19 protein-coding genes and 1 riboswitch are annotated in these 20,079 nt (G+C 52.4%); of the genes, 10 read left to right on the plus strand and 9 right to left on the minus strand.

What is annotated here, in order from left to right; translation table 11 throughout:
* Positions 1-53 precede the first annotated feature (53 nt).
* The 3 genes from IJ22_RS14865 to IJ22_RS14875 all read right to left on the minus strand — a co-directional run bounded on the left by IJ22_RS14865 (position 54) and on the right by IJ22_RS14875 (position 3,331).
* Positions 54-1,073: an NADH:flavin oxidoreductase/NADH oxidase gene (locus IJ22_RS14865; RefSeq protein ID WP_062409379.1), complete on the minus strand. Its 1,020-nt coding sequence runs from the start codon at positions 1,071-1,073 to the stop codon at positions 54-56.
* A 142-nt stretch (positions 1,074-1,215) separates the two neighbouring features.
* On the minus strand, positions 1,216-2,148 hold the full coding sequence (locus IJ22_RS14870) for an LLM class flavin-dependent oxidoreductase (protein ID WP_062409380.1): 933 nt from the start codon (positions 2,146-2,148) through the stop codon (positions 1,216-1,218).
* A gap of 205 nt (positions 2,149-2,353) precedes the next feature.
* Positions 2,354-3,331: an aldo/keto reductase gene (locus IJ22_RS14875; RefSeq protein WP_062409381.1), complete on the minus strand. Its 978-nt coding sequence runs from the start codon at positions 3,329-3,331 to the stop codon at positions 2,354-2,356.
* Positions 3,332-3,605: 274 nt separating this feature from the next.
* On the opposite strand from IJ22_RS14875, the gene IJ22_RS14880 reads away from it, so the two are divergent.
* The 7 genes from IJ22_RS14880 to IJ22_RS14910 all read left to right on the plus strand — a co-directional run bounded on the left by IJ22_RS14880 (position 3,606) and on the right by IJ22_RS14910 (position 11,016).
* The gene (locus tag IJ22_RS14880) at positions 3,606-4,298 is read left to right on the plus strand and encodes a response regulator transcription factor (protein WP_062409382.1); all 693 of its coding nucleotides are present in this window, start codon (positions 3,606-3,608) and stop codon (positions 4,296-4,298) included.
* A complete protein-coding gene (locus IJ22_RS14885) occupies positions 4,291-5,961 on the plus strand; it encodes a sensor histidine kinase (protein WP_062409383.1) in 1,671 nt (556 codons plus the stop codon). The genes IJ22_RS14880 and IJ22_RS14885 overlap by 8 nt, the downstream gene beginning before the upstream one ends.
* A 35-nt stretch (positions 5,962-5,996) precedes the next feature.
* Positions 5,997-6,791 (plus strand): HAD-IIA family hydrolase, encoded by a 795-nt coding sequence (locus tag IJ22_RS14890; protein ID WP_062409384.1) that lies wholly within the window; start codon positions 5,997-5,999, stop codon positions 6,789-6,791.
* A 160-nt stretch (positions 6,792-6,951) separates the two neighbouring features.
* Positions 6,952-7,386, plus strand: a complete 435-nt coding sequence (locus tag IJ22_RS14895; protein WP_062409385.1) for a MarR family winged helix-turn-helix transcriptional regulator — start codon at positions 6,952-6,954, stop codon at positions 7,384-7,386.
* A gap of 21 nt (positions 7,387-7,407) precedes the next feature.
* A complete protein-coding gene (locus IJ22_RS14900) occupies positions 7,408-9,036 on the plus strand; it encodes an MDR family MFS transporter (RefSeq protein WP_062409386.1) in 1,629 nt (542 codons plus the stop codon).
* 262 nt (positions 9,037-9,298) lie between these two features.
* Positions 9,299-10,201 carry a LysR family transcriptional regulator gene (locus tag IJ22_RS14905; RefSeq protein ID WP_062409387.1) on the plus strand — a complete coding sequence of 301 codons (903 nt, stop codon included), beginning with the start codon at positions 9,299-9,301 and terminating at the stop codon, positions 10,199-10,201.
* Between the two features lie 8 nt (positions 10,202-10,209).
* A complete protein-coding gene (locus IJ22_RS14910; protein WP_062411004.1) occupies positions 10,210-11,016 on the plus strand; it encodes a histidinol-phosphatase in 807 nt (268 codons plus the stop codon).
* 95 nt (positions 11,017-11,111) lie between these two features.
* On the opposite strand, the gene IJ22_RS14915 is transcribed toward IJ22_RS14910, so the two are convergent.
* The 5 genes from IJ22_RS14915 to IJ22_RS14935 form a co-directional block, all read right to left on the minus strand.
* Positions 11,112-11,750 carry a GDSL-type esterase/lipase family protein gene (locus IJ22_RS14915; RefSeq protein WP_054819597.1) on the minus strand — a complete coding sequence of 213 codons (639 nt, stop codon included), beginning with the start codon at positions 11,748-11,750 and terminating at the stop codon, positions 11,112-11,114.
* A gap of 12 nt (positions 11,751-11,762) precedes the next feature.
* A complete protein-coding gene (locus IJ22_RS14920; protein ID WP_062409388.1) occupies positions 11,763-12,230 on the minus strand; it encodes a hypothetical protein in 468 nt (155 codons plus the stop codon).
* A 239-nt stretch (positions 12,231-12,469) separates the two neighbouring features.
* On the minus strand, positions 12,470-13,354 hold the full coding sequence (locus tag IJ22_RS14925) for a glycine betaine ABC transporter substrate-binding protein (RefSeq protein ID WP_367888805.1): 885 nt from the start codon (positions 13,352-13,354) through the stop codon (positions 12,470-12,472).
* A 30-nt stretch (positions 13,355-13,384) separates the two neighbouring features.
* Positions 13,385-14,218: an ABC transporter permease gene (locus tag IJ22_RS14930; RefSeq protein WP_062409389.1), complete on the minus strand. Its 834-nt coding sequence runs from the start codon at positions 14,216-14,218 to the stop codon at positions 13,385-13,387.
* Positions 14,211-15,416 carry a quaternary amine ABC transporter ATP-binding protein gene (locus IJ22_RS14935; RefSeq protein ID WP_062409390.1) on the minus strand — a complete coding sequence of 402 codons (1,206 nt, stop codon included), beginning with the start codon at positions 15,414-15,416 and terminating at the stop codon, positions 14,211-14,213. The genes IJ22_RS14930 and IJ22_RS14935 overlap by 8 nt, the downstream gene beginning before the upstream one ends.
* A 293-nt stretch (positions 15,417-15,709) precedes the next feature.
* Here IJ22_RS14935 and IJ22_RS14940 point away from each other — a divergent pair, with 293 nt between their 5' ends.
* On the plus strand, positions 15,710-16,279 hold the full coding sequence (locus IJ22_RS14940; protein WP_062409391.1) for a GbsR/MarR family transcriptional regulator: 570 nt from the start codon (positions 15,710-15,712) through the stop codon (positions 16,277-16,279).
* A gap of 90 nt (positions 16,280-16,369) precedes the next feature.
* The gene (locus IJ22_RS14945; RefSeq protein WP_062409392.1) at positions 16,370-17,545 is read left to right on the plus strand and encodes a MalY/PatB family protein; all 1,176 of its coding nucleotides are present in this window, start codon (positions 16,370-16,372) and stop codon (positions 17,543-17,545) included.
* A 467-nt stretch (positions 17,546-18,012) separates the two neighbouring features.
* On the opposite strand, the gene gcvH is transcribed toward IJ22_RS14945, so the two are convergent.
* A complete protein-coding gene (gene gcvH, locus IJ22_RS14955) occupies positions 18,013-18,420 on the minus strand; it encodes a glycine cleavage system protein GcvH (protein ID WP_062409394.1) in 408 nt (135 codons plus the stop codon).
* Positions 18,421-18,660: 240 nt separating this feature from the next.
* A riboswitch (glycine riboswitch) is annotated at positions 18,661-18,755 on the plus strand.
* A gap of 190 nt (positions 18,756-18,945) precedes the next feature.
* Here gcvH and gcvT point away from each other — a divergent pair.
* Positions 18,946-20,049, plus strand: coding sequence for a glycine cleavage system aminomethyltransferase GcvT (gene gcvT, locus IJ22_RS14960; protein WP_062409395.1), 1,104 nt, complete (start codon positions 18,946-18,948; stop codon positions 20,047-20,049).
* The last annotated feature ends 30 nt before the right edge of the window (positions 20,050-20,079 follow it).

A 20,079-nucleotide genomic window follows, 5' to 3' on the forward strand; every position in this document is an offset into this window, starting at 1 on the left:
GAAAAATAGCTGCCCGTGGGCTTTAACACCCGCATGGCAGCTATTTTCAGTTTTTAATACGCTCTTTCGTACTGCTTTGGCAGCTCCGGCTGGCCGGATACGGCCTGAATCGCATGAATCGCCCAATAAGGATCGCGCAGCATGCCGCGGGCTACCGCGATCAAATCGGCATCGCCGTTAGCGACGGTCGCTTCCGCCAGCTTCGGATCTTCCAACAGACCGACCGCGATGACCGGAAGGCCAAGCGCTTGCTTGAAGGCGCGCGCCATCGGAACTTGATAACCCGGATAATTTCCCGGCTTTCTTTGGCCTGCAGGCCCTTCCCCGCCGCTCGTAATATGGAACACATCCACTCCGGCTTCTTTGTACCTTTGGCCGATCTCAAGGCTGTGATCCAGATCGTAGCCTCCATCGATGTATTCGATTGCCGAGATTCTCATAATAAGCGGCATATGCTCCGGAATGACGCTTCTGATCGCTTGAACGACTTCCACACCGAACTTCGCCAAATCACGGCCGTACTCATCACTGCGGTTGTTGATGGCCGGAGAATGAAACTGATGGATCAAATACCCGTGGGCACCATGGATTTCGATCGTGTCCACCCCGGCTTCAACGGCCCGTCTGGCGGCTTCCCGGAATTTCACGACCATTTCCTTGACTTCCCCGGTTGACAGAGCCCTCGGCTTCTTAAATCGGGGACTCACCGGAATGTCGGAAGGTCCTACCGGTACCTCCGCATCCTCCGCTTTGCGCCCGGCATGGGCGATTTGAATTCCTATTTTGGCGTTATATTTATGTACTTCGTCAATAATTCTTCTGAACGCAGGAATCTGGTCGTCGGACCATAATCCGAGGTCATAGTCTGTAATGCGGCCATCCGGCTCCACATCGGTCATCTCCATGATGAGAAGCCCCGCTCCTCCAACGGCTCTGGAAACGTAGTGGACAAAGTGCCAGTCGTTCGGGGCACCGTCTTTTGCGGTAACGGAGTATTGACACATCGGCGGCATGACGATTCTGTTTTTTAATTCCAGGCTCTTTACGGTAAAAGGAGTTGATAACACAGCCATAAATGATTGCTCCTTTGCACAATGTGGTTTTATGACAATAGTACCCCAAATGGATATTATTTACAACTCTTGGGACCGTTTGGGATTCGGTTGAACAAGGTTGAACGATATAAGTAGGCCGTATTGGACATTCCTCACACTTTTATGGTGTGAATACCACATCGGCAAGCAGCTCGTAGGAACGCAGCCGCTTGCGATAATCGGGTACCATGGTGACGATGAGAAACTCATCCGCGTCGTACATACTGCTGAATTGTTCCAGCTTCGCTTTCACTTGCCCGGGAGTTCCCGCGAGCAGCTTTCGTTCGAAGTGTGCACTCTCCTCTTCTGCAGGGCCTTCCGGTCTAAACCATGCATTCGCCTTGACCGCTAGGCTTTGGGCCTCCTCTTCCGTGTCGGCGCAAATAACGCCCACGGCCACGATGATCCGGGGTTCCTGGGAAAGATGCGAAGGCTTGAACTCCCGTCTGTAAGCCGATAGCACCTCCACTCCATCCTGGTCGCTCATGAACTGTCCGAAAACATAACCTGTACCGAATTCGGCCGCATACGAGGCGCTTTTGCGGTTCGTGCCGAGCATCCAGACTTCCGGCGGGAGGGGCGGAGTCGGCCGTGCCTTAACAGAATGGCCTTCAAGCTGATAATGGCCGGCCAGCAATTCCGACAAAGCCTGAATTGTTTCCGGAAGAACGCTGACATTTTCCAAAAAATTGCCGCTCAATGCGATACTGACGTGCGCTGAGCCGCCGGGAGCCCGCCCGATGCCCAAATCCATTCGTCCGGGATACAGGACAGCCAGCATATGAAAAAGTTCCGCCACTTTGATCGGCTTGTAATGAGGAAGCAGCAGCGCTCCCGAGCCTAACCGGATCCGCTGTGTGCGGGCGCCGATATGGGCTAACAGCACCTCCGGCGCAGTGCACGCGAGCCCCTCCATATCATGATGCTCGGCTGCCCAATAACGGCAGTAGCCCAGCCTTTCCGCCGTACGAGCAAGCAGCGCCGCCTGTTCCAAAGCTTGTACAGAGTCGGCACCCGGAAAGACGGGAACAAGATCCAACACGCTAAGCTTCATGAAATCCACTTCTCTCTATGTGTATTGCTTACACTTCATCATATCAAAAACAGCCCTAAACCGGAAAACCATGTTTTGCAGGTTTCCAATAGGATTAATCTGTATGAATAACGCCGGGTTTATACAGAAGCGGTACAGACCATAAAGACCCCGTACCGCTCCGCCTGACGGCGTTGCAAGCGCGAGGTCTTACTCTTCAAGCCGATTACGGCATTTTTCGTCCTCTGGAGCTCACATACAGAGAATACCATTCTTCCCGGGACAGGCTTACCTGTAAGGCTTCGGCGCTGGCCTGAATGCGCTCGGGCCGGATCGTGCCCAGTACAGGCTGGATGCCTGCCGGATGGCGCATCAGCCATGCCAATACGATGGCTTCCGGAGCAGTCCCTTTCCGTTCTGCCATTTCCCGGACAAGGGCGGCGGTCAGACGAACCGATTCCGGTTGATTCTCCGGCTCCCGGCCGGTGAATACCCCCTTGGCCAACGGACTCCAGGCTTGAATTTGAATTTGCTCCATCCAGCAAAACTCGATCGTCCCTTCAGGAAACGATACTTCGGCGCCCTCCTGCTGGTTCACCAGCACACCAGCTTCAAGCCAATCCAGCTTGGCCAGGTTCAATTCCAATTGGTTCACAAGCAGCGGCGCATCCAGATGCGACTGGAGAAACCGGATTTGCGCCGGGCTCATGTTCGATACGCCAAAGCCTTTCACCTTCCCGGCCTGCTTTAGCTTGCTGAAAGCGTCGGCCACTTCTTCCGGTTCCATTAAAGGGTCCGGCCGGTGCAGCAGCAGAATGTCGAGCGACTCGACGCCAAGCCTGCTTAAGATCCCGTCCACGCTGGAGAGGATGTGCTCCGCAGAGAAATCGTATCTTGCCGGGCGGCCGGTGCCTTCATCGAACCGGATACCGCATTTGGATTGCAGCACCATTTGCTCCCGAAGCCCGGGACGTTCCCGAAGCACCTGGCCGAATACCTGCTCCGCTTTACCATAGGCGTAAATATCGGCATGATCGAACATGGTGATGCCGGCGGCAAGAGCCGTTTCCACCGCAGCGTGTGCCTGCTTCAAATCGTCCGCGGTAACCGGATTGCGGTTCCAGCCTCCGCCAAATCCCATACATCCCAGCACCAGACGGCTGGCGGGAATGCCCCGTTTTTGCAATGGAATGGTTTTCTTCATATCTAATGTCGTCCTCCCTGAGTTCCGTCCACTTTCACTTTCAATTTCATCATCAGCGCAGTCATCAACTCTAAAAGGATGGTACCAAGATGAAATCAGGTCTGTCAACCGTTGGAACAAGCGGTACATCCTGCTTTAACTCCGCTTTGGATTAAGAATGATTTAAGATTTTAACCAAAGGACCGTTAAGATTTATCGGGTAGAATGAAACATGTTATGATGATCTCGGAATCACGCCTGACAAAACTTTGGATATAAAGGAGGCCTCTTAACCATGGCTCAACATACGATTCTTCTGGTCGATGATGAAAAAGAAATTATAGATCTGCTGGAAATTTACTTGAAAAATGAAGGCTTCCGTCTTCTCCGGGCTGCGAACGGATTAGAGGCTTTGAGCATCCTGCAGAAGGAAGAGGTCGACCTTGTCGTGCTTGACATTATGATGCCGAAGATGGACGGAATCGAGGCCTGCCTCAAAATACGTGAGCAAAAAAACATGCCTATCATCATGCTCTCCGCCAAGAGTCAGGATATGGACAAAATTCTCGGCCTCAGCACAGGGGCCGACGATTATGTATCGAAACCCTTTAACCCGCTGGAGCTGATCGCCCGAATCAAATCCCAGCTTCGCCGGTATACGCGGCTGAACGTGGCGCTGCCCAACAAAGACCATGAAATCGAGGTGGACGAGCTGACGATCAATACGTTGACCCATGAAGTGAAGGTGGACGGAAGAGAGGTTCGGCTGACGCCGCGTGAATTCGCCATACTTGAGCTGCTTGCCCGTCATCGGGGTACCGTATGGAGCATCGAAAAAATCTATGAATCCGTTTGGAAGGAAGCCTATCTCGATTCAGACAACACCGTCATGGTCCATATCCGCAAAATCCGCGAAAAGATCGAGGTCAACCCGAGAAAGCCCAAATTCATTAAAACCGTGTGGGGAGTGGGATATAAAGTTGAGTAACGCAGATAAAATGAAGCAGTCCCGCAAGCCGATCCTGGAGCGCTTTCCATTCACCTGGTTTCCGTTTACGCTGCTGCGCGGTCTGATTTTGTTCATCCTGGATTTGTTCCGGATGAGCCGAGAGCATGTCGAACGCAGCATACGGCTTCAGCTCGTACTGACCTTTGCGATTTGTCTTGGCGTAAGCACCCTTTTCTATGGCATCAGCTCCGCCTTGTTCGGACAAATCAACAAAGGCACTGTCATCGACTACTCCCAAGGCATCAGACAAATCGATAGCGCAGCCCGCTCGCTGGTTCGCCTGCTGGAGCCGTCCTTTTCGGATGATGAACAGATCGAAATGAGCAGCTTGCCGAGTCGCTCGAACGCTGCTGTGGAAATGACCGATCAGGAATCTGCGCAACCTGTTTCTGACGCCGATAACGAGAAGCAGCAGCAGAAAAAGCAGCAGGAGGAACGGCGCAAACGCAAGTTTATGGAAGATGTCCAGCATCTTTCTACCTATGAAAATTACAAAATCGTCATTACCGATCTGGAAGGAAAGGTTATATTCCGCAGCGAGAACGCTCCTGAAACGTATATCGACGTTCACAAAGTGATTCGCAATGCCATGGAAACCCGCAACGAAGTCTCTCACAGACGTTCGGAAGTATCCAGCTTTTATCCGGTTACCTATGATAATCAAAAATCCTACTTGATCGTCTCCGGCATTCCGCAGCCGTCGATCAGCTACATCAAAGGACAGAGCCCGCTTTCGCTGTTGAGCGCCATCGCCGTATTCATCTTTCTTTTTTACTATTTGACACGAAAAAAAATGAGATACATCGAGGAGCTGGCCACCGGGCTGCGAATTATCGCGACGGGCAACCTGGATCACCGGGTGATCGAGCGTACGCGCGATGAACTCGGCTCGCTCGCCAAAGACATGAACTTGATGGTAGCCGATCTGCAGCATACAATAGAAGAGGAACGGCGGGCCGAGCGGTTGAAAAACGAGCTGGTGACGAATGTATCCCACGATTTGCGCACACCGCTGACCTTGATCATCGGTTACCTGCGGCTTCTGCATGACAAGAATTACGAAACGCCCGAGCAAGCTGCAGGTTATGTCGCCATTGCTTACAGCAAAGCGGAGAAGCTGCAAGGACTGATCGAGGACTTATTCGAGTATACCAAGCTTACCCACCAGGACGTTCCCATGCATAAGCGGGAAGTCGCCATCAATGAGGTGCTGGAGCAGCTGCTGGAGGAGTATGTAACCCTCAGTGAGGAACAGCAGTTGACCCTCATCCGCAGCATTCCGCAGGAAAGACTCTCCGTGCGGATCGACGTGGACAAGATGATCCGCGTGTTCGAGAATCTGCTCGGCAACGCCATCAAGTACAGTCCCAAGCCGGGGACCATTACGGTCGGAATGGCGAGGGAGCGGGATCATGTGCTGATTCGAATCAGCAACAAAGCGGACGCCCTTACCCGTGAGGAGCTGGAGCAGCTGTTCGACCGCTTCTACCGCGTCGACAAGGCCCGGACCTCCGATACTGGAGGCTCCGGTTTAGGCCTTGCGATCGCCAGGAGCATCGTCGAATCGCATGACGGAACGATCTGGGCCGAATCGTCCGGCGGCAGCATTCATTTTTATGTCAAACTAAAGCTGGAAACTTAAGAAAAACCGGCTACACGATGCTCAGGAGGTTCAGAATGCCTGGATTTTTACTCGATTTGGATGGAACGCTGTACAACGGCGACCGCCCTATTCCCTATGCCGCGGAGTTTATCGGCTGGCTTCGGGAACGGGGCTACCCGTTTCTTTACTTAACCAACAATTCGTCCCGGACGCCGGAGCAAGTGGCTTTACACCTCACAGCCACGGGCATAGAGGCGTCCGCGCACGAAGTGCTGACTTCAGCCCAAGCGGCGGCAATGTATTTGAAGGATGCGGGACTTGATAGCGGTCCGGTCATGTGCATTGGCGAGACCGGGCTGCAGCAGGCGCTGCAAGAGATGGGATTGGAGCTGGTTGGAGAGGAAGCGGAGCAACGCGGGGTGACGGTCGTAGTCCAGGGAATTGACCGGACCTTCAGTTACGAGAAGATGTTTAAGGCCGTACGCTATATCAGAGCCGGTGCGAAATATGTCCTGACGAACCCCGATCACCTGCTTCCGTGGAACGGCGAGCTTTCGCCGGGGGCAGGCTCCATTTCCGCCTCCATCGAACGCGCAAGCGAGACGGCGCCTGTCATCATCGGCAAACCCTCTCCGATCATTATGCGCTATGCCACCGCCAGGCTCGGGCTTGCCCCAGAGGAAATTTGGGCGGTCGGCGACAATATAAACACCGATATCCGCGGCGGAGCAGAGGCAAAGTGCCGCACGGCCCTGGTGCTTACAGGGCTGGCGAACGAATCCAATGTAGAGGAGCAAATCGCAAGAGCCGGCGTCCGGCCGGAGCTCGTTTGCCTCCATCTCATGGAGCTCGCCGGGCAGATCGGGTAAAGAAGCTTACGATAATTCTATGAACCCCTCCAAAGGAGAGGGTTCTTTTTATTTCCATTTGACATTTATATTGGCTGGTGCTATGATTTTTGATTATTAAATTATTTACTTTTAAACTATTTTATTATTAAATATTATTTTCAGATTAGGATGGTTGCTTATGAAAATCCCCTTGGATCCTGCTGTCCGTCGCTTTGAGGCCGCCTTCTTCACGCTGTTTCGCAAGCTGGGACCTGAGCTCGGCATACCGGCCGACCTGTCGTTAACAGGACCTCAAATGATGATACTGTTTACCATTTCCAGCAGCGGGCGCTGCCCTGTCGGACAGCTGGCGCAAAAAATGGAGGTTACTCCCGGCGCCATTTCCGTGATGATTGACCGGCTGGTGAACAACGGTTTTGTCGTTCGGAAGTACGACCCAAAGGATCGGCGGGTTGTGCTTCTTGAAATTACCGGGCAAGGACGCGAAGCGCTAGAGAAAATAAGAGAGGTGCGCACAGCCCAGATCAAGCAGTATTTAGCTTACCTTGAGCCGGACGAGCTGGATTTATTCCTGCATTCGTTCGAGAAAATCGCCGCTCACATTAAACAATAATAAAGATAAACGGGAGGAATAATGGTGTCGCAAACCTTAGAACTCAATTCATCGGAAAATAGCCAAATTGCCGGCCGCGGTCTGCTGATCACCGGTTTGATCATAGCCATGCTGTTCTCCGCTTTAGACAACACCATCGTCGGAACGGCCATGCCGCGTATTGTCGGAGACCTCGGAGGTTTCAGTTTAATGACGTGGTTGACGACGGCTTATATGCTTACATCTACCACCGTCGTCCCGATTGCCGGCAAACTCGCTGACCTGTTGGGCCGCAGAACGGTATACTTGGCAGGTTTATTGATTTTTATTCTGAGTTCCATGCTCTGCGGGCTTGCCCAGACGATGGAACAGCTGATTTGGTTTCGTGCGCTGCAGGGTATCGGGGGCGGGATCATGATGCCGATGGCCATGATTATTATCGGGGATATGTTTACCGGAAAGCAGCGGGCCAAATGGCAGGGAGTATTCGGAGGAATTTTCGGCCTTTCCTCCGTTATCGGTCCGCAGGTCGGCGGTTGGATCGTCGATTCGATGAACTGGCACTGGATCTTTTTTATCAATTTGCCAGTCGGCATTCTGGCAACGATTTTTATCGCGATGGGTTTAAGGGGCCAGCGGGCACAAGGACCGGTCAAATTCGATATGGCTGGCATGATTACGATGATTATCGGTATCGTCACGCTGCTGCTGGCCCTGACGTTCGGCGGCAAAGAATACGCTTGGGGATCCTGGCAGATCATCGGGATGTTCGCGGTTTCTGCCGTTTCGCTGCTGGCCTTCGTACTGATCGAAGCCAGAACCAGCGAGCCCATATTGCCTGTGCGTCTGTTTAAAAACAGGACTTTCACCGTGGTTAATTCCATCGGGTTTCTGATGAGCGTGGGCATGTTCGGAGCCATTATGTTCGTACCTCTGTTTATGCAGGGGATTGTGGGGATCAGCGCTTCAGCCTCCGGCACCGTCATGACTCCGCTTATGATCACGATGATTGCGGCAAGCATGATCGGCGGGCAGCTGGTGCACAAAATCGGTGTAAAAATACAAATGGTTATCGGTATGATCGTCATGGCCGCAGGCTTCCTTCTGCTTACGACAATGAATATCGATACAACCAAACTGACCGCCAGCGGGATCATGGTGGTACTCGGCCTCGGCATGGGTCTGGTGATGCCTCTGCTGACGCTTACGCTGCAGGAAACGTTTCCCAAATCGGAGCTTGGGGTGGTCACGTCCTCCAGCCAGTTTTTCCGCCAAATCGGCGGTACCTTCGGCATGACCATTCTCGGCGTGGTTATGAACAGCAAGTCGGATGAGCTGCTCTCATTGCAATTGGTGCCCAAGCTGAAGCAGCTGCCTGATCAAGCTGCCGGCATAGCCGATCAACTTGCCGAAACGATCCATACGAATCCGCAGGGCTTGTATTCAACGCTTTTGAATCCGGAGACGCTGGCCCAATTTCCCAAAACGCTGGCGGATCAAATCGTTCCAATCGTTAAGAACGCATTGATCGAATCGCTGCATTCCGTCTTCTGGTTCGGACTCGTTTTCGTGCTCCTCGGTGTCCTCTTAACGCTGACTCTCGGTAAAATCAAATTGGAAAGCCGCAGCGGCAAAGAAGAAGCCACGGCCCCGGAAGGGGCCATGGAGTAATCCTTATAAGTCCCTTTAGAAAAGGAAACATCTTTTAAGCGCGGTTACCATTGTTCTTTCAACGGGGGGCTCCCTTTCGCATCCGAACCGGTCATCAACATTTAAATATTGGTTGGCTGCTTAGTTTGCCCTAATGCCGCAAGTATCATATAATGGTATTAGTCGAGAAACCGGATTTATGTATTTTACTCATTTGATAAAAATTAATTATTCTGCGCACAGTAGAGTTGCGCAGGTTCACGCTTGGGAGAGGAGGGATACCGTGAACCTCAACCAACTGGAAACGCTTATCACGATATCCAAAACGATGAGCTTCCGTAAAGCCGGCGAGCTTCTCAATTTAACCCAGCCTGCCGTGTCGGCGCAAATCAAGAGCCTGGAGGACGAGTTCAAAACGGTACTTATTGACCGGAATCAGCCCGTGACGTTGACTGACAGCGGCAAGGTATTTTTGGATCATGCCGAAAAAATTCTGCAGACGGTAGAGGATTTGAAACAGCGGCTTGCTGATTTGAACCAAACGCCCCAGGGACACATTCACCTCGGAACGACGACGTCCATCGCCATTCAAATTTTGCCAAGAGTTTTGTCGTATTTCCAAAACCAATTTCCGCTAATCAAAACAACGATTCATTCCATGACGACTTCGCAGATTATGCAAAACGTCGAGAACGGAACGATCGACATCGGCATTACGTATTTGTTCGACAAGCACCCGGCGCTGGAAAGCTCCGTACTGTATTACGACACGTTCGAGCTTGTCGTGTCCCCTGACCACCCGCTGGCTCAATACAGCCATATCCCCATCGAACGGCTGCATGAGCTGCCTCTCATTATGCTGTCTCCCGAAACGGCCGGACGCCGGTTCGTCGATCAAATTTTCAAGCAGCTTCATATCGTTCCGCAAGTGGTCATGGAGCTGTCCAGCAGCGAGGAAGTGAAGCGGATGGTGGAGCTGAATTTGGGAGCGGCAATCATCTCCAAGCTGTCGATTCAAAGCGAGCTTCGTCTTGGCACGTTGAAAATGATTAACGTCAACGAGTTGGAAATCAGCCATCCGGTCGGCGTGGTATACAAATCCGGACGTTATTTGAGCTCGGCGCTGCATCAATTCTTAATGGATCTCAAAGGCATGGAAGAAATTCAATTTATCGGTTCGGAGTGATGAAAAATATGAAATTCGATTTGCATACCCATCACGAGCGCTGCGGGCATGCCGTAGGTACGATCCGCGATTACATTGAAGCAGGTATTGCCCGCGGCCTTCAGGTCATCGGGATTTCCGACCATTCGCCTTACTTCGCAAGCGAGTCCGACCGGGAACAGCCGGGTATTGCCATGGCGAAGAGCGAATTTAAACGCTATGTAGATGAAGTTCTCAAGCTGAAAGAAGAATACCGGGGACGCATTGAGGTGCTGCTCGGTGTGGAATCCGACTTTTTCCCGGAGCATGCGGACGTATACCGTAAGGTATATGAACAATATCCGTTCGATTATATCATCGGCTCTGTCCATTTGTCCGGCGGGGTCAGCATTTTCAACAAAAAACGCTGGAACGGACTGACCGACCGTCAGAAGGTCGAGCAAAAAGAGCTGTATTACGATCTGATCGAGCAATCCGCGCGCAGCGGCATGTTTCAAATTCTCGGTCACATTGACGCGATGCGGGGCTTCTACCCTGCCTTTTCAGACATCCAAACGGATGCGGTGGACCGGACGTTAAAAACGATCGGCGAAATCGGCATCGCCATCGAGATCAATACTTCCGGCAAAACGAAGGATTGCGGCGGCTGGTACCCGATCGATCCGATTCTGGAGCGGGCGCTGCATTACGGGGTGAACGTTACTTTCGGCTCGGATGCCCATGTGCCCGGGCGGGTCGGTGACGATTGGGAGGAAGTAGCCGTGCGGCTCAAAGAGATCGGGTTTCGCGAATGGGTGTATTTCAAAGAAAAGCAAATGCATAAGGTACCTTTATAACCTGTTTGCAGCGGATGTCGGGGGCTCCCCGGCATCCGCTTTTTATACCAGCCAATCCGGTCAACCCGCTGTTCGGAGCCGGGGGCTGACCGGATTTAACCAAGCGGCCTGTAGCCAAGCTGACTCATTTGCTGCGCCATGACACGATATCCCGCCGCATTCGGATGAATCTTGTCGGAAGACAGCAGTTCTTTTTCCCTTCCGGCAAACAGGCTGTAAATCCGTGCCACCTGAAAATTGGCGCACTCCAGGCTCTCAATGTGCTGGCCCAGGCGCTGTACCCATCCGGCCGCCGCGGGAACTTGCGGAAGAGGATTGTACAAATCGACGGCACGGATGATATAAGGCCTTGAACGATTCGCTTTCAGCTTCCGGATGGAATCCACGATCTTTCCATAGTTCTCCCGGCACTGCACCAGCGCTTGCTGAAGCACCTCGGGATTGGTTTGCATCGCGTAACGCTGAGCAGCGCGAATTAAATCGTTGCCTCCCGCCGTAATCGTAATGATATCCGCACGGGCCAGAATATGACGAATTTCGGGGCTTCCGTGCACCACCCGAAGCAAGTCACCTGTCGTCGCCCCGGATATTCCCAAATTGATGCTGTACACACATTGTCCCAGCCGCTTCTCTGTCATAGACCGATACTGCGGCACCAACCCGCCGCCGGGACATGCGCCTGTTCCGACGGTTATCGAATCTCCAAGTGCAGCATAGGTGAGCACGATCTTCACCCCTTTCTTCCATTATCTCTGTTTTTGGCGTACAACGGCTTTCTTGGGTTTTGCAGCATGTTTGCCTTGCAGAGGGACCGCCTTGACGTTGGCCGTTCCCAAACCGCCGATCCCGGTTCCAAATCCGCCAAAGCTGCCCATCAGCTTAAATATCGGCCCCATCTGTTTCATGATCGTAAACAGCTTCTGGAATTTTCCCATAGTGGACACAATACCGTCCAATCCGCCGATTCGATCATACATAGAGAGAAAACCTCCGCCCGATCCGACCGCTCTGGCTGCGTCACCCGCGCCTGTTCCCCCCGCGCCATCCGGAATGCCGGTCGCTCCTCCACCGCCGAAAGGACTGAACAATCCTTTTACATTGGCTGTATGCATGTGAGGACGACTTGTACCGTCAGAGCGGCGACGTTCGGGTTTAGAGCCTTTCGACGCACGCGGGACGGATTTACGGACTTGCGATTGCTTTGTCTTCTTCATGCTCGTTCCCTTCCCTCTTCACGTGTTGGCATACTCTGACTTGTCTACTTAATCCAGATTATGTGAATGCGCTCCGTATGGCTTGGGTAAGTGGAATGCTTGCGGTAAAATGGGCGGATACCTGTGCCTGACTGTCTCAACGAAAACTATCCGATAAAGCAAAAAAAGAAGCCGGCCTCATTTATCCGACACTTGCGTCACGGAATGATGAGTAGTCCAGCTTCTTTCCTACACCAGTTTTATTCGGTTTTTTTCAAATCTTCTATCGAATTGATTTCCATATACTTCGGCACGACCAGGCCGATCTTGGTACCGTTCAAGTTCGGACCAAGGTCTTCAATTTTGTCCTTGAACTTATCAAAGTAGTCTTTGTGCGTAGTCGGCAGCCATGCGGCTACGATGCCGTCCGCATCGCCTTCGGCCACTCCGGCCCACATCGGTCCGGCTTCGACCTGCAGCAGGTCGACTTTATATCCAAGTCTCGTTTCCAGCACCTGCTTTACGACATAGGTGCTGGCGATTTCGGAATCCCAGGCCACGTAAGCAAGCTTCAGGGTCTTGCCTTCTTGTTTGGGCAGATCCTTCACCCATTCGTCCGCCTTGTCGGCATTGTCGCCGAGCCATGCAGCCGCGGCTTCTTCAGGCTTCTTGCCTTCCTGCACCTCCACCATCACCTTCGCCATATCGTCCGGTGTCCATTCAAACCGGTCCAGCATAGCGTAAGCGGCCGGATGTTCCTCTTTCAGTCCTTTTCTGACGATCGTATGAATTTGCTCATCCCCGCCATACACGTTTTTCGGATCTTCCAGATATTTAAGGTCATATTTGGCGAACTTCCAATGCGGGGTCCATCCCGTCACAATAATGGGTTTTTGGTCTTTATAGGCTTTATCCAGCGCAGCCGTCATGGCGGCCCCGGAGCCCTCCACCAGCTTCCAGTCCGTGAGTCCGTACTCCTCTAACGCTTTGCTCGTGGCCTGCATCAAACCTGCACCGGGATCAATCCCGATAATTTGATAATTGACCTGTTCCCCGACAGAAGCGGAACCGGAGTCAGAGCCGGAATCCTTCTGTCCGCAGCCGGCGGCCAGTACCGTTATTCCCAATACACATGCCGCCATCATCATCAGGTTACGAGTTCTTTTTTTCAATGCCTACCCTCTCCTTTTTTTCTTTTTGACTATATTTTGAGTTAAGCGGTCCAGAAGGATCGCCAAAATCACAACGGCAATGCCTGCTTCAAAGCCTTCGCCTATCTTGAGCTGGGTCACCGCGCGATAAACGTCCGCACCGATTCCCTGGGCTCCGATCATGGATGCAATAACGACCATGGATAAGGACAGCATAATTGTCTGGTTGATTCCTGCCATCAGTGTAGGCAGGGCCAGCGGGAGCTGAACCTTCCACAGCTTCTGGCCTGGAGTCGAACCGAACGAATCCGCAGCCTCAATCAAATCGAACGGAATCTGGCGGATACCCAGGTTCGTCAACCGTATCGTAGGCGGCACGGCAAAAATGACCGAAGCGATAACGCCGGGCACCACGCCTAAACCAAAAAAGAAAACGGCGGGAATCAAGTAAACGAATGCGGGCATGGTCTGCATAAAGTCCAGAAGCGGCGTCACCGCATTCTGGACCGAGTTATTCCTCGCGCACCATATGCCAAGCGGCAGCCCTATAATGACCGAAACCAGCGCGCTCGTCATCACCAAAGCCAGCGTGTCCATCGTGTGGTCCCAAAATCCGAGATTATCAATCAACAGCAAGCCGACCAGAGAAAACAGCCCCAGCACCCAGCCCGCTGAGCGGTAGGACCAGAAAGTTACCAACAGAATAAAAACGAAAGCCGGCGGCCAATGAAACAGCCACGAGAAAACATCCACCGTGCCACCGATGATGGTGGAGATGAAATCAAATATGAAATCAAAGGTCGAGCCGACCCAATCAACAAAACGCTCTATTCCAGGAGCAATCGGCAGCTTAGGCATCTTCGCTCACCGCCTTTCGCACCCGGTCTTGATTTCCTGCCAAAGCCCCAAGCACGGCGCCGCGGATAATTACACCAAGCAGTCTCCCGCTTTCCGAGGTTACGGCTACGGGCACACGACTGACACTGACAAGCTCGAACAAGTCGTTCAGCAGCGTATTCTCCGACACCGTCGGCACATCTTTGACGATAATTTCGTCAAGCCCTTTATTCTCTTTAATGGCCTGCGCCGTATCCTCCGCCGTCAATACGCCGATCAGACGTTTTGAATTGTCGACGACAAACAGATTGGAGATGCCGTTCTCCCGCATCAGCTCAAGCGCTACTCTCGGGCCTCCGCGGTCGTAGACCATCGTCTCCGGTCTGCGCATGACGTGCGATGCCGTCAGTACCCGGGACAAATCCACGTCCTCGATAAACCGTTCCACATATTCGTTGGCAGGCGAAATCATGATTTCCTCCGGCGTGCCGATCTGTACGATCGAGCCGTCCTTCATCAGAGCAATGCGGTCTCCGATCCGAAGCGCCTCATTCAAGTCGTGCGTAATGAATATGATGGTTTTCTTCAGCTTCTCCTGAAGCTCCCTCAGCTCCTCCTGCATGTCTTTGCGGATGAGCGGATCCAACGCGCTGAACGCTTCGTCCATCAGCAGCACCTGCGGCGAGTTGGCCAGCGCCCTGGCCAGTCCGACGCGCTGCTGCATTCCCCCGCTAAGCTGGTCTGGGTAACTGTTCTCCCATTCCTCAAGGCCGACCAAAGCCAATGCTTCCCGCGCTTTCTCTCGGCGGATTTTGGCAGGAATCTTCTGTATCTCAAGACCGAACTCTACATTCTGCGCCACCGTGCGATGCGGGAATAAAGCGAATTTTTGGAACACCATACTCATCGCCGTTCTTCTGAACTCTCTGAGTCTTCCCTCCGACATCTCGACGATATTTTCACCTTGAAACGTAATGCTTCCGAACGTCGGTTCGATCAGGCGGTTTATAAGACGGATCAACGTCGATTTACCGCTGCCCGACAACCCCATGATAACGAAAATTTCCCCTTCTTTTACTGTAAAGTTGGCGCGGTTCACGCCCACGGTCAGCTTTGTCTCGGCAAAAATGCGTTTCTTGCTCCAGCCTTGCTCCAGGAGGCTCAAGGCTTTTTCCGGCGACTGCCCAAATATTTTAGTCAGGTTTTTCACCTCAATCAACCTGTATCACCCCATTCTTTGATGTGCTTAAGTTTACAGGTTTTGGTGTAAAATGGTCAAAACCCAAATAAGTTTGTTTCGTACGTACAGAAAAAACTTTATATACGTATTATACAGAATACTCCTTATTCCTCCAAATTCCTGTCCATGTAACTTCTTTACTTTCAAAACCAACTTCAATACAATGTAACTATTCTAGTAAGAGCGTTCCGGCGGCTGCCGGTCCGCAGTTATGAACAACATACGAATAACATCTGAACAGGCAACCGGCTTCGTCCGGAGGAGGCAGAACGATGAACAACTGGGTTGGCATGTCGGAGGAACAAGTCGGCATCATTCAAAAAGCCCGCAAACGCGTGATTGAATCAATCGGTAAAAACATGGACTTATACGGAGTTACATTATCGTCCGGACATTTATACGGTATGATGTTTTTTCAGGACAAACCCATGACGCTCGACGAAATGGGCGAAGGCATGGGGATGAGCAAGACCAGCATGAGCACAGGCGTGCGCACGCTCACGGATCTGAAGATGGTTCATAAGGTATGGGAACCGGGGTCACGCAAGGATCTGTATGAAGTGGAGCCGGACTGGTACCAGACGTTTGCGGATTACTTCGCTATCAAGTGGAGGAAGCAAACGGAGATGAATCTTCAGGCGGTGCGCAAGTCACTCAGCGAGCTGAAGCGGTTGAAGGAAGCGTACCAAGACAATGAACAGCTGCAGAAGATCGTTAACACGGATATCAATAAGCTGGAGGAAGCCGTCCGCTATTACATGTGGCTGGGCCGTTTGATCGATACCTTCGAGAGCGGGGAAATCTTCTCGCTGGTACCGAAGGAGGAGCCCGTAAAACCATAATGCAGGAGAGCCGATTAAGGCTCTTTTTCCTGTTCAATCGTCTTTATGATAGAATAGAGTAATACTAACCGTTGTGATGAGGTGAAGCTTTTGAAAACCGATTTTGACCGTATCATCAATCGACGCCATACGCATTCCTACAAATGGGATCAATCCCTAAAGCTGTTCGGGGATCAGGACATCCTCCCCCTTTGGGTGGCCGATATGGATTTTGAAAGTCCTCCTGCCGTAAGGAAAGCTCTGGAAGCCCGTGCTGCGCTGGGAGTTTACGGCTATTCGATCAAAAACGAAGCTTATGTGGATGCCATTATCCACTGGTATCAACGGCGGCACGGCTGGACCATCGAGCGGGAATGGCTGAGCGACGTGCCCAGCGTCGTCACATCGCTCAGCATCGCGGTAGATGTATTCAGCGAGCCCGGCGGCTCCGTCATTCTTCAATCCCCGGTTTACTATCCTTTTTACGATGTGATTCGGATGAATGGCCGCGAGGTGGCTAAGAACCCTCTGGTCATCCGTAACGGCAGATACGAAATGGATTATGACCATTTGGAGGAACTGATGGCGGGCGGAGCCAAGCTGATGCTGCTGTGCAGTCCGCATAATCCGGGCGGGCGCGTCTGGGAACGCGAGGAGCTGCTCCGTCTGGGCGAGCTGTGTCTGAAGCACGGGGTTACGGTCATCTCGGACGAAATTCACTGTGATTTGGCACTGCCGGGACATCGCCACATTCCGTTCGCCTCTTTGTCGGAGGAGCTCTCGCAAATTACCTTGACCGCACTCGCGCCGACAAAGACGTTTAATCTCCCCGGCCTCCAATCCTCGTTCATTGTCACCGCTAATGCGGCGATGAAACGGAAATTCGATTACCGGGTCAAAGCGCTCAGCCTGCACATGACGAACTTCTTTACTCATGAAGCCGTGATGGCCGCATATAACGAAGGGGAAGCTTGGCTCGACGAACTGATCGAATACGTAGCAGGCAATGTCGAATATGCCATAGCTTATTTGGCTGAGCATCTTCCCGAGGTAAAGCCGATGCGTCCGGACGGCACTTATTTGCTGTGGGTGGACTGCCGGGGCCTGGGCCTCGATATTAAGGGGCTTAAGTCGCTGATGTTCGAAAAAGCGCGTGTGGCCTTCAGCGAAGGCTCTGCCTTCGGCACGGAGGGACAAGGCTGGCTGCGCATTAACCTGGCCTGCCCGAGATCGCTGTTGACGGATGCGCTGGAGCGGTTTTGTGAGGCGGCTTCCAATAGAAGTTAATCCGTTGTTTCTCACTAACACTACAGCCTTGTATTCCGTAACGCCTTTTCGCGAATACAGGGCTTCCTTATGTCGCCTTTGGGACTTGGGCATCGGGACGTAATTCCAGCCGGCGGCAGGAGAAAAGCTTACGAACGAACGGCTGCTTGCCCGAACAATGCAGCGCAGCCAGAAGACGTATACGCGAAGCCCTGCGGCTTGTCCCTGATCGGCTTAATTCATATTAAGGCCGGAGAAGGCAGCTTTGCGAAATAGCGGAACGATTCCATTTCTTCCGAAACGATTACCTAGCTCTTCATATTCCGGATGAGGTCATGCCGCAATGACTATTTTTCAACAGGTCTGAACCGTCAATCATAAGGATCATAGACCGCAGCCCGAATAAGGACCGCGCCTCCTGAAGTCAGCCGGGAGACCCGGTCTTTGGGGTGCCGCTTTCTCCAGATACGCGGACAAGACGCTGCCCATCATCCGCCTTCATGCTGTTCGTCGAGATAAGCCTTGTACTGCTCGGCATTGAAAAGCTCGTTCAGCTCTTCTCCGGCATCGGGAGACCATTCGATCTCTACGATCCATCCGCCCTCATACGGCTGCTCATTGACAAGCTCAGGCTGATCGAGCAGAAGGGCATTTATATTCGTGATGATGCCCGAAACGGGAGCAAACAAATCCGAAACGGTCTTCACCGATTCGATCGTACCTATAGGGTCTCCGGCGCGAACACTCGACCCTATCTCGGGGAGCTCGACAAATACAATATCCCCCAGCTCGCATTGCGCAAAATCGCTTATGCCGACCCTGACCGTCCCGGATTCCCCGATGTCCGCCCATTCATGCTCTTTGCTGTAGAAAACGTTCGCTTTAACCTCGCTCATATCCATACAGCTCCCCGTCTGTGCGGTGTTCTGCACCTGCCGGCTGCGATTCGTTCTCCCCGGAGGCACAGGCCTTCCACCCTTGTTGATCCTTCATCTTCGCACGTATACTGGTAGAATAAAACAATGGACAAGTTTACGTCAATATAACTTACATATCAATTTATTTTATCGGAAAAGCACATTGACAATCCGTTTCAACCGGGAAATAATGAGAATAAGACAACTAAATATCCGTGGATGATGACAAAAGGAGAGATTACTTGACATTAAAGTAACGCCGAAGGGGTAAGCCGCAAGGTGAATCTCTCAGGCAAAAGGACTTTTGCCGGACACATCTCTGGAGAGAACCTGCAAAACAGGTCACCCAAGGAGAAACTTGTGCTGCGGCATAAGGTAACTCTCAGGTAGAAGGACAGAGCAAGGAACGAGGTAACGCCGGCAAGCCCGGCAAGCCCGCTTCTTTTGCTCTGTTTGTTTTTTCTATGCGCTTGAGAGGCCAAATCATCGAAAGAGGTGAAAGAGATGTCCCCCTTAAAAAGAACACCGCTATTCCCGCTCTACGCGGATGAACCGGGAGCCCGCTGCATCGATTTCGGCGGTTGGGAGCTGCCCGTCCAATTCATCGGCATTCAAAAAGAGCACGATGCCGTTCGCCGGCACGCCGGATTATTCGATGTTTCCCATATGGGCGAGGTTCTGGTTACGGGTACCTTTGCCGAGGCTTACCTGCAGCACTTGACGACGAACGATGTCTCCAAATTAAGGGACGGTCAGGCACAGTACAGTTTGATGTGCTATCCTGACGGCGGCGTCGTTGACGATTTGCTGGTTTATCGGCTCACCACAGACCAGTTCATGCTGGTTATCAACGCCTCGAATATCGACAAGGATCTCGAATGGATGGACCGCCACCTGATCGGCGACGTTGTGATCCGAAACGTCTCTGAGCAAACCGCTCTGCTTGCGCTTCAAGGCCCGTTGGCGGAAACCATACTCTCTCGGGTTACAGACGCCTCTCTTTCCGATTTAACCTCATTTTCGTTTATTTCGAATGTTCAGGTCTGCGGCGTTCAGGCTCTTGTCTCCCGCACAGGATATACCGGCGAGGACGGGTTTGAACTCTATCTTCCCGGCGCCGACGCTCTTCATGTATGGCGGACGCTGCTTGAGCACGGCCGGGATCACGGCTTAATCCCCGCCGGACTTGGAGCCAGAGATACGCTCCGCTTTGAAGCTAGGCTGCCTTTGTACGGGCAAGAGCTCAGCGCCGGGGTGTCCCCTTTGGAAGCCGGAGTTGGATTTGTCGTGAAGCTAAGTAAAGAAGGATTTATCGGCAGGGAAGCGCTGTTAAAGCAAAAGCGGGAAGGAGTACGCCGCAGGCTTGTAGGCATCGGGATGATTGACCGTGGTATTCCCCGCCCCCACTACAGGGTATATGCAGACGGTGCATGCATAGGAGAAGTTACATCGGGCACGCAATCCCCCACCCTGAAAAGGAGCTTGGGCTTGGCCTTGCTGGATACCCGTTATGCAGACATCGGCACGAAAATCGAAGTGGACATTCGCGGCAAACGATTACGGGCGGAGGTTGTTCCCAGTCCGTTTTATAAACGGACCAGCAAATAAGGTAATCGGCTTTCCCCCATCATAAAGGAG

The organism is Paenibacillus naphthalenovorans, assembly GCF_001465255.1.
GTDB lineage: Bacteria > Bacillota > Bacilli > Paenibacillales > NBRC-103111 > Paenibacillus_G > Paenibacillus_G naphthalenovorans.

Coding starts and splice junctions, on each gene's coding strand:
- IJ22_RS14865 (WP_062409379.1), bottom strand. CDS start 1,073: ATGGCTGTGTTATCAACTCCTTTTACCGTAAAGAGCCTGGAATTAAAA.
- IJ22_RS14870 (WP_062409380.1), bottom strand. CDS start 2,148: ATGAAGCTTAGCGTGTTGGATCTTGTTCCCGTCTTTCCGGGTGCCGAC.
- IJ22_RS14875 (WP_062409381.1), bottom strand. CDS start 3,331: ATGAAGAAAACCATTCCATTGCAAAAACGGGGCATTCCCGCCAGCCGT.
- IJ22_RS14880 (WP_062409382.1), top strand. CDS start 3,606: ATGGCTCAACATACGATTCTTCTGGTCGATGATGAAAAAGAAATTATA.
- IJ22_RS14890 (WP_062409384.1), top strand. CDS start 5,997: ATGCCTGGATTTTTACTCGATTTGGATGGAACGCTGTACAACGGCGAC.
- IJ22_RS14895 (WP_062409385.1), top strand. CDS start 6,952: ATGAAAATCCCCTTGGATCCTGCTGTCCGTCGCTTTGAGGCCGCCTTC.
- IJ22_RS14900 (WP_062409386.1), top strand. CDS start 7,408: ATGGTGTCGCAAACCTTAGAACTCAATTCATCGGAAAATAGCCAAATT.
- IJ22_RS14910 (WP_062411004.1), top strand. CDS start 10,210: ATGAAATTCGATTTGCATACCCATCACGAGCGCTGCGGGCATGCCGTA.
- IJ22_RS14920 (WP_062409388.1), bottom strand. CDS start 12,230: ATGAAGAAGACAAAGCAATCGCAAGTCCGTAAATCCGTCCCGCGTGCG.
- IJ22_RS14925 (WP_367888805.1), bottom strand. CDS start 13,354: ATGATGGCGGCATGTGTATTGGGAATAACGGTACTGGCCGCCGGCTGC.
- IJ22_RS14930 (WP_062409389.1), bottom strand. CDS start 14,218: ATGCCTAAGCTGCCGATTGCTCCTGGAATAGAGCGTTTTGTTGATTGG.
- IJ22_RS14940 (WP_062409391.1), top strand. CDS start 15,710: ATGAACAACTGGGTTGGCATGTCGGAGGAACAAGTCGGCATCATTCAA.
- gcvH (WP_062409394.1), bottom strand. CDS start 18,420: ATGAGCGAGGTTAAAGCGAACGTTTTCTACAGCAAAGAGCATGAATGG.
- gcvT (WP_062409395.1), top strand. CDS start 18,946: ATGTCCCCCTTAAAAAGAACACCGCTATTCCCGCTCTACGCGGATGAA.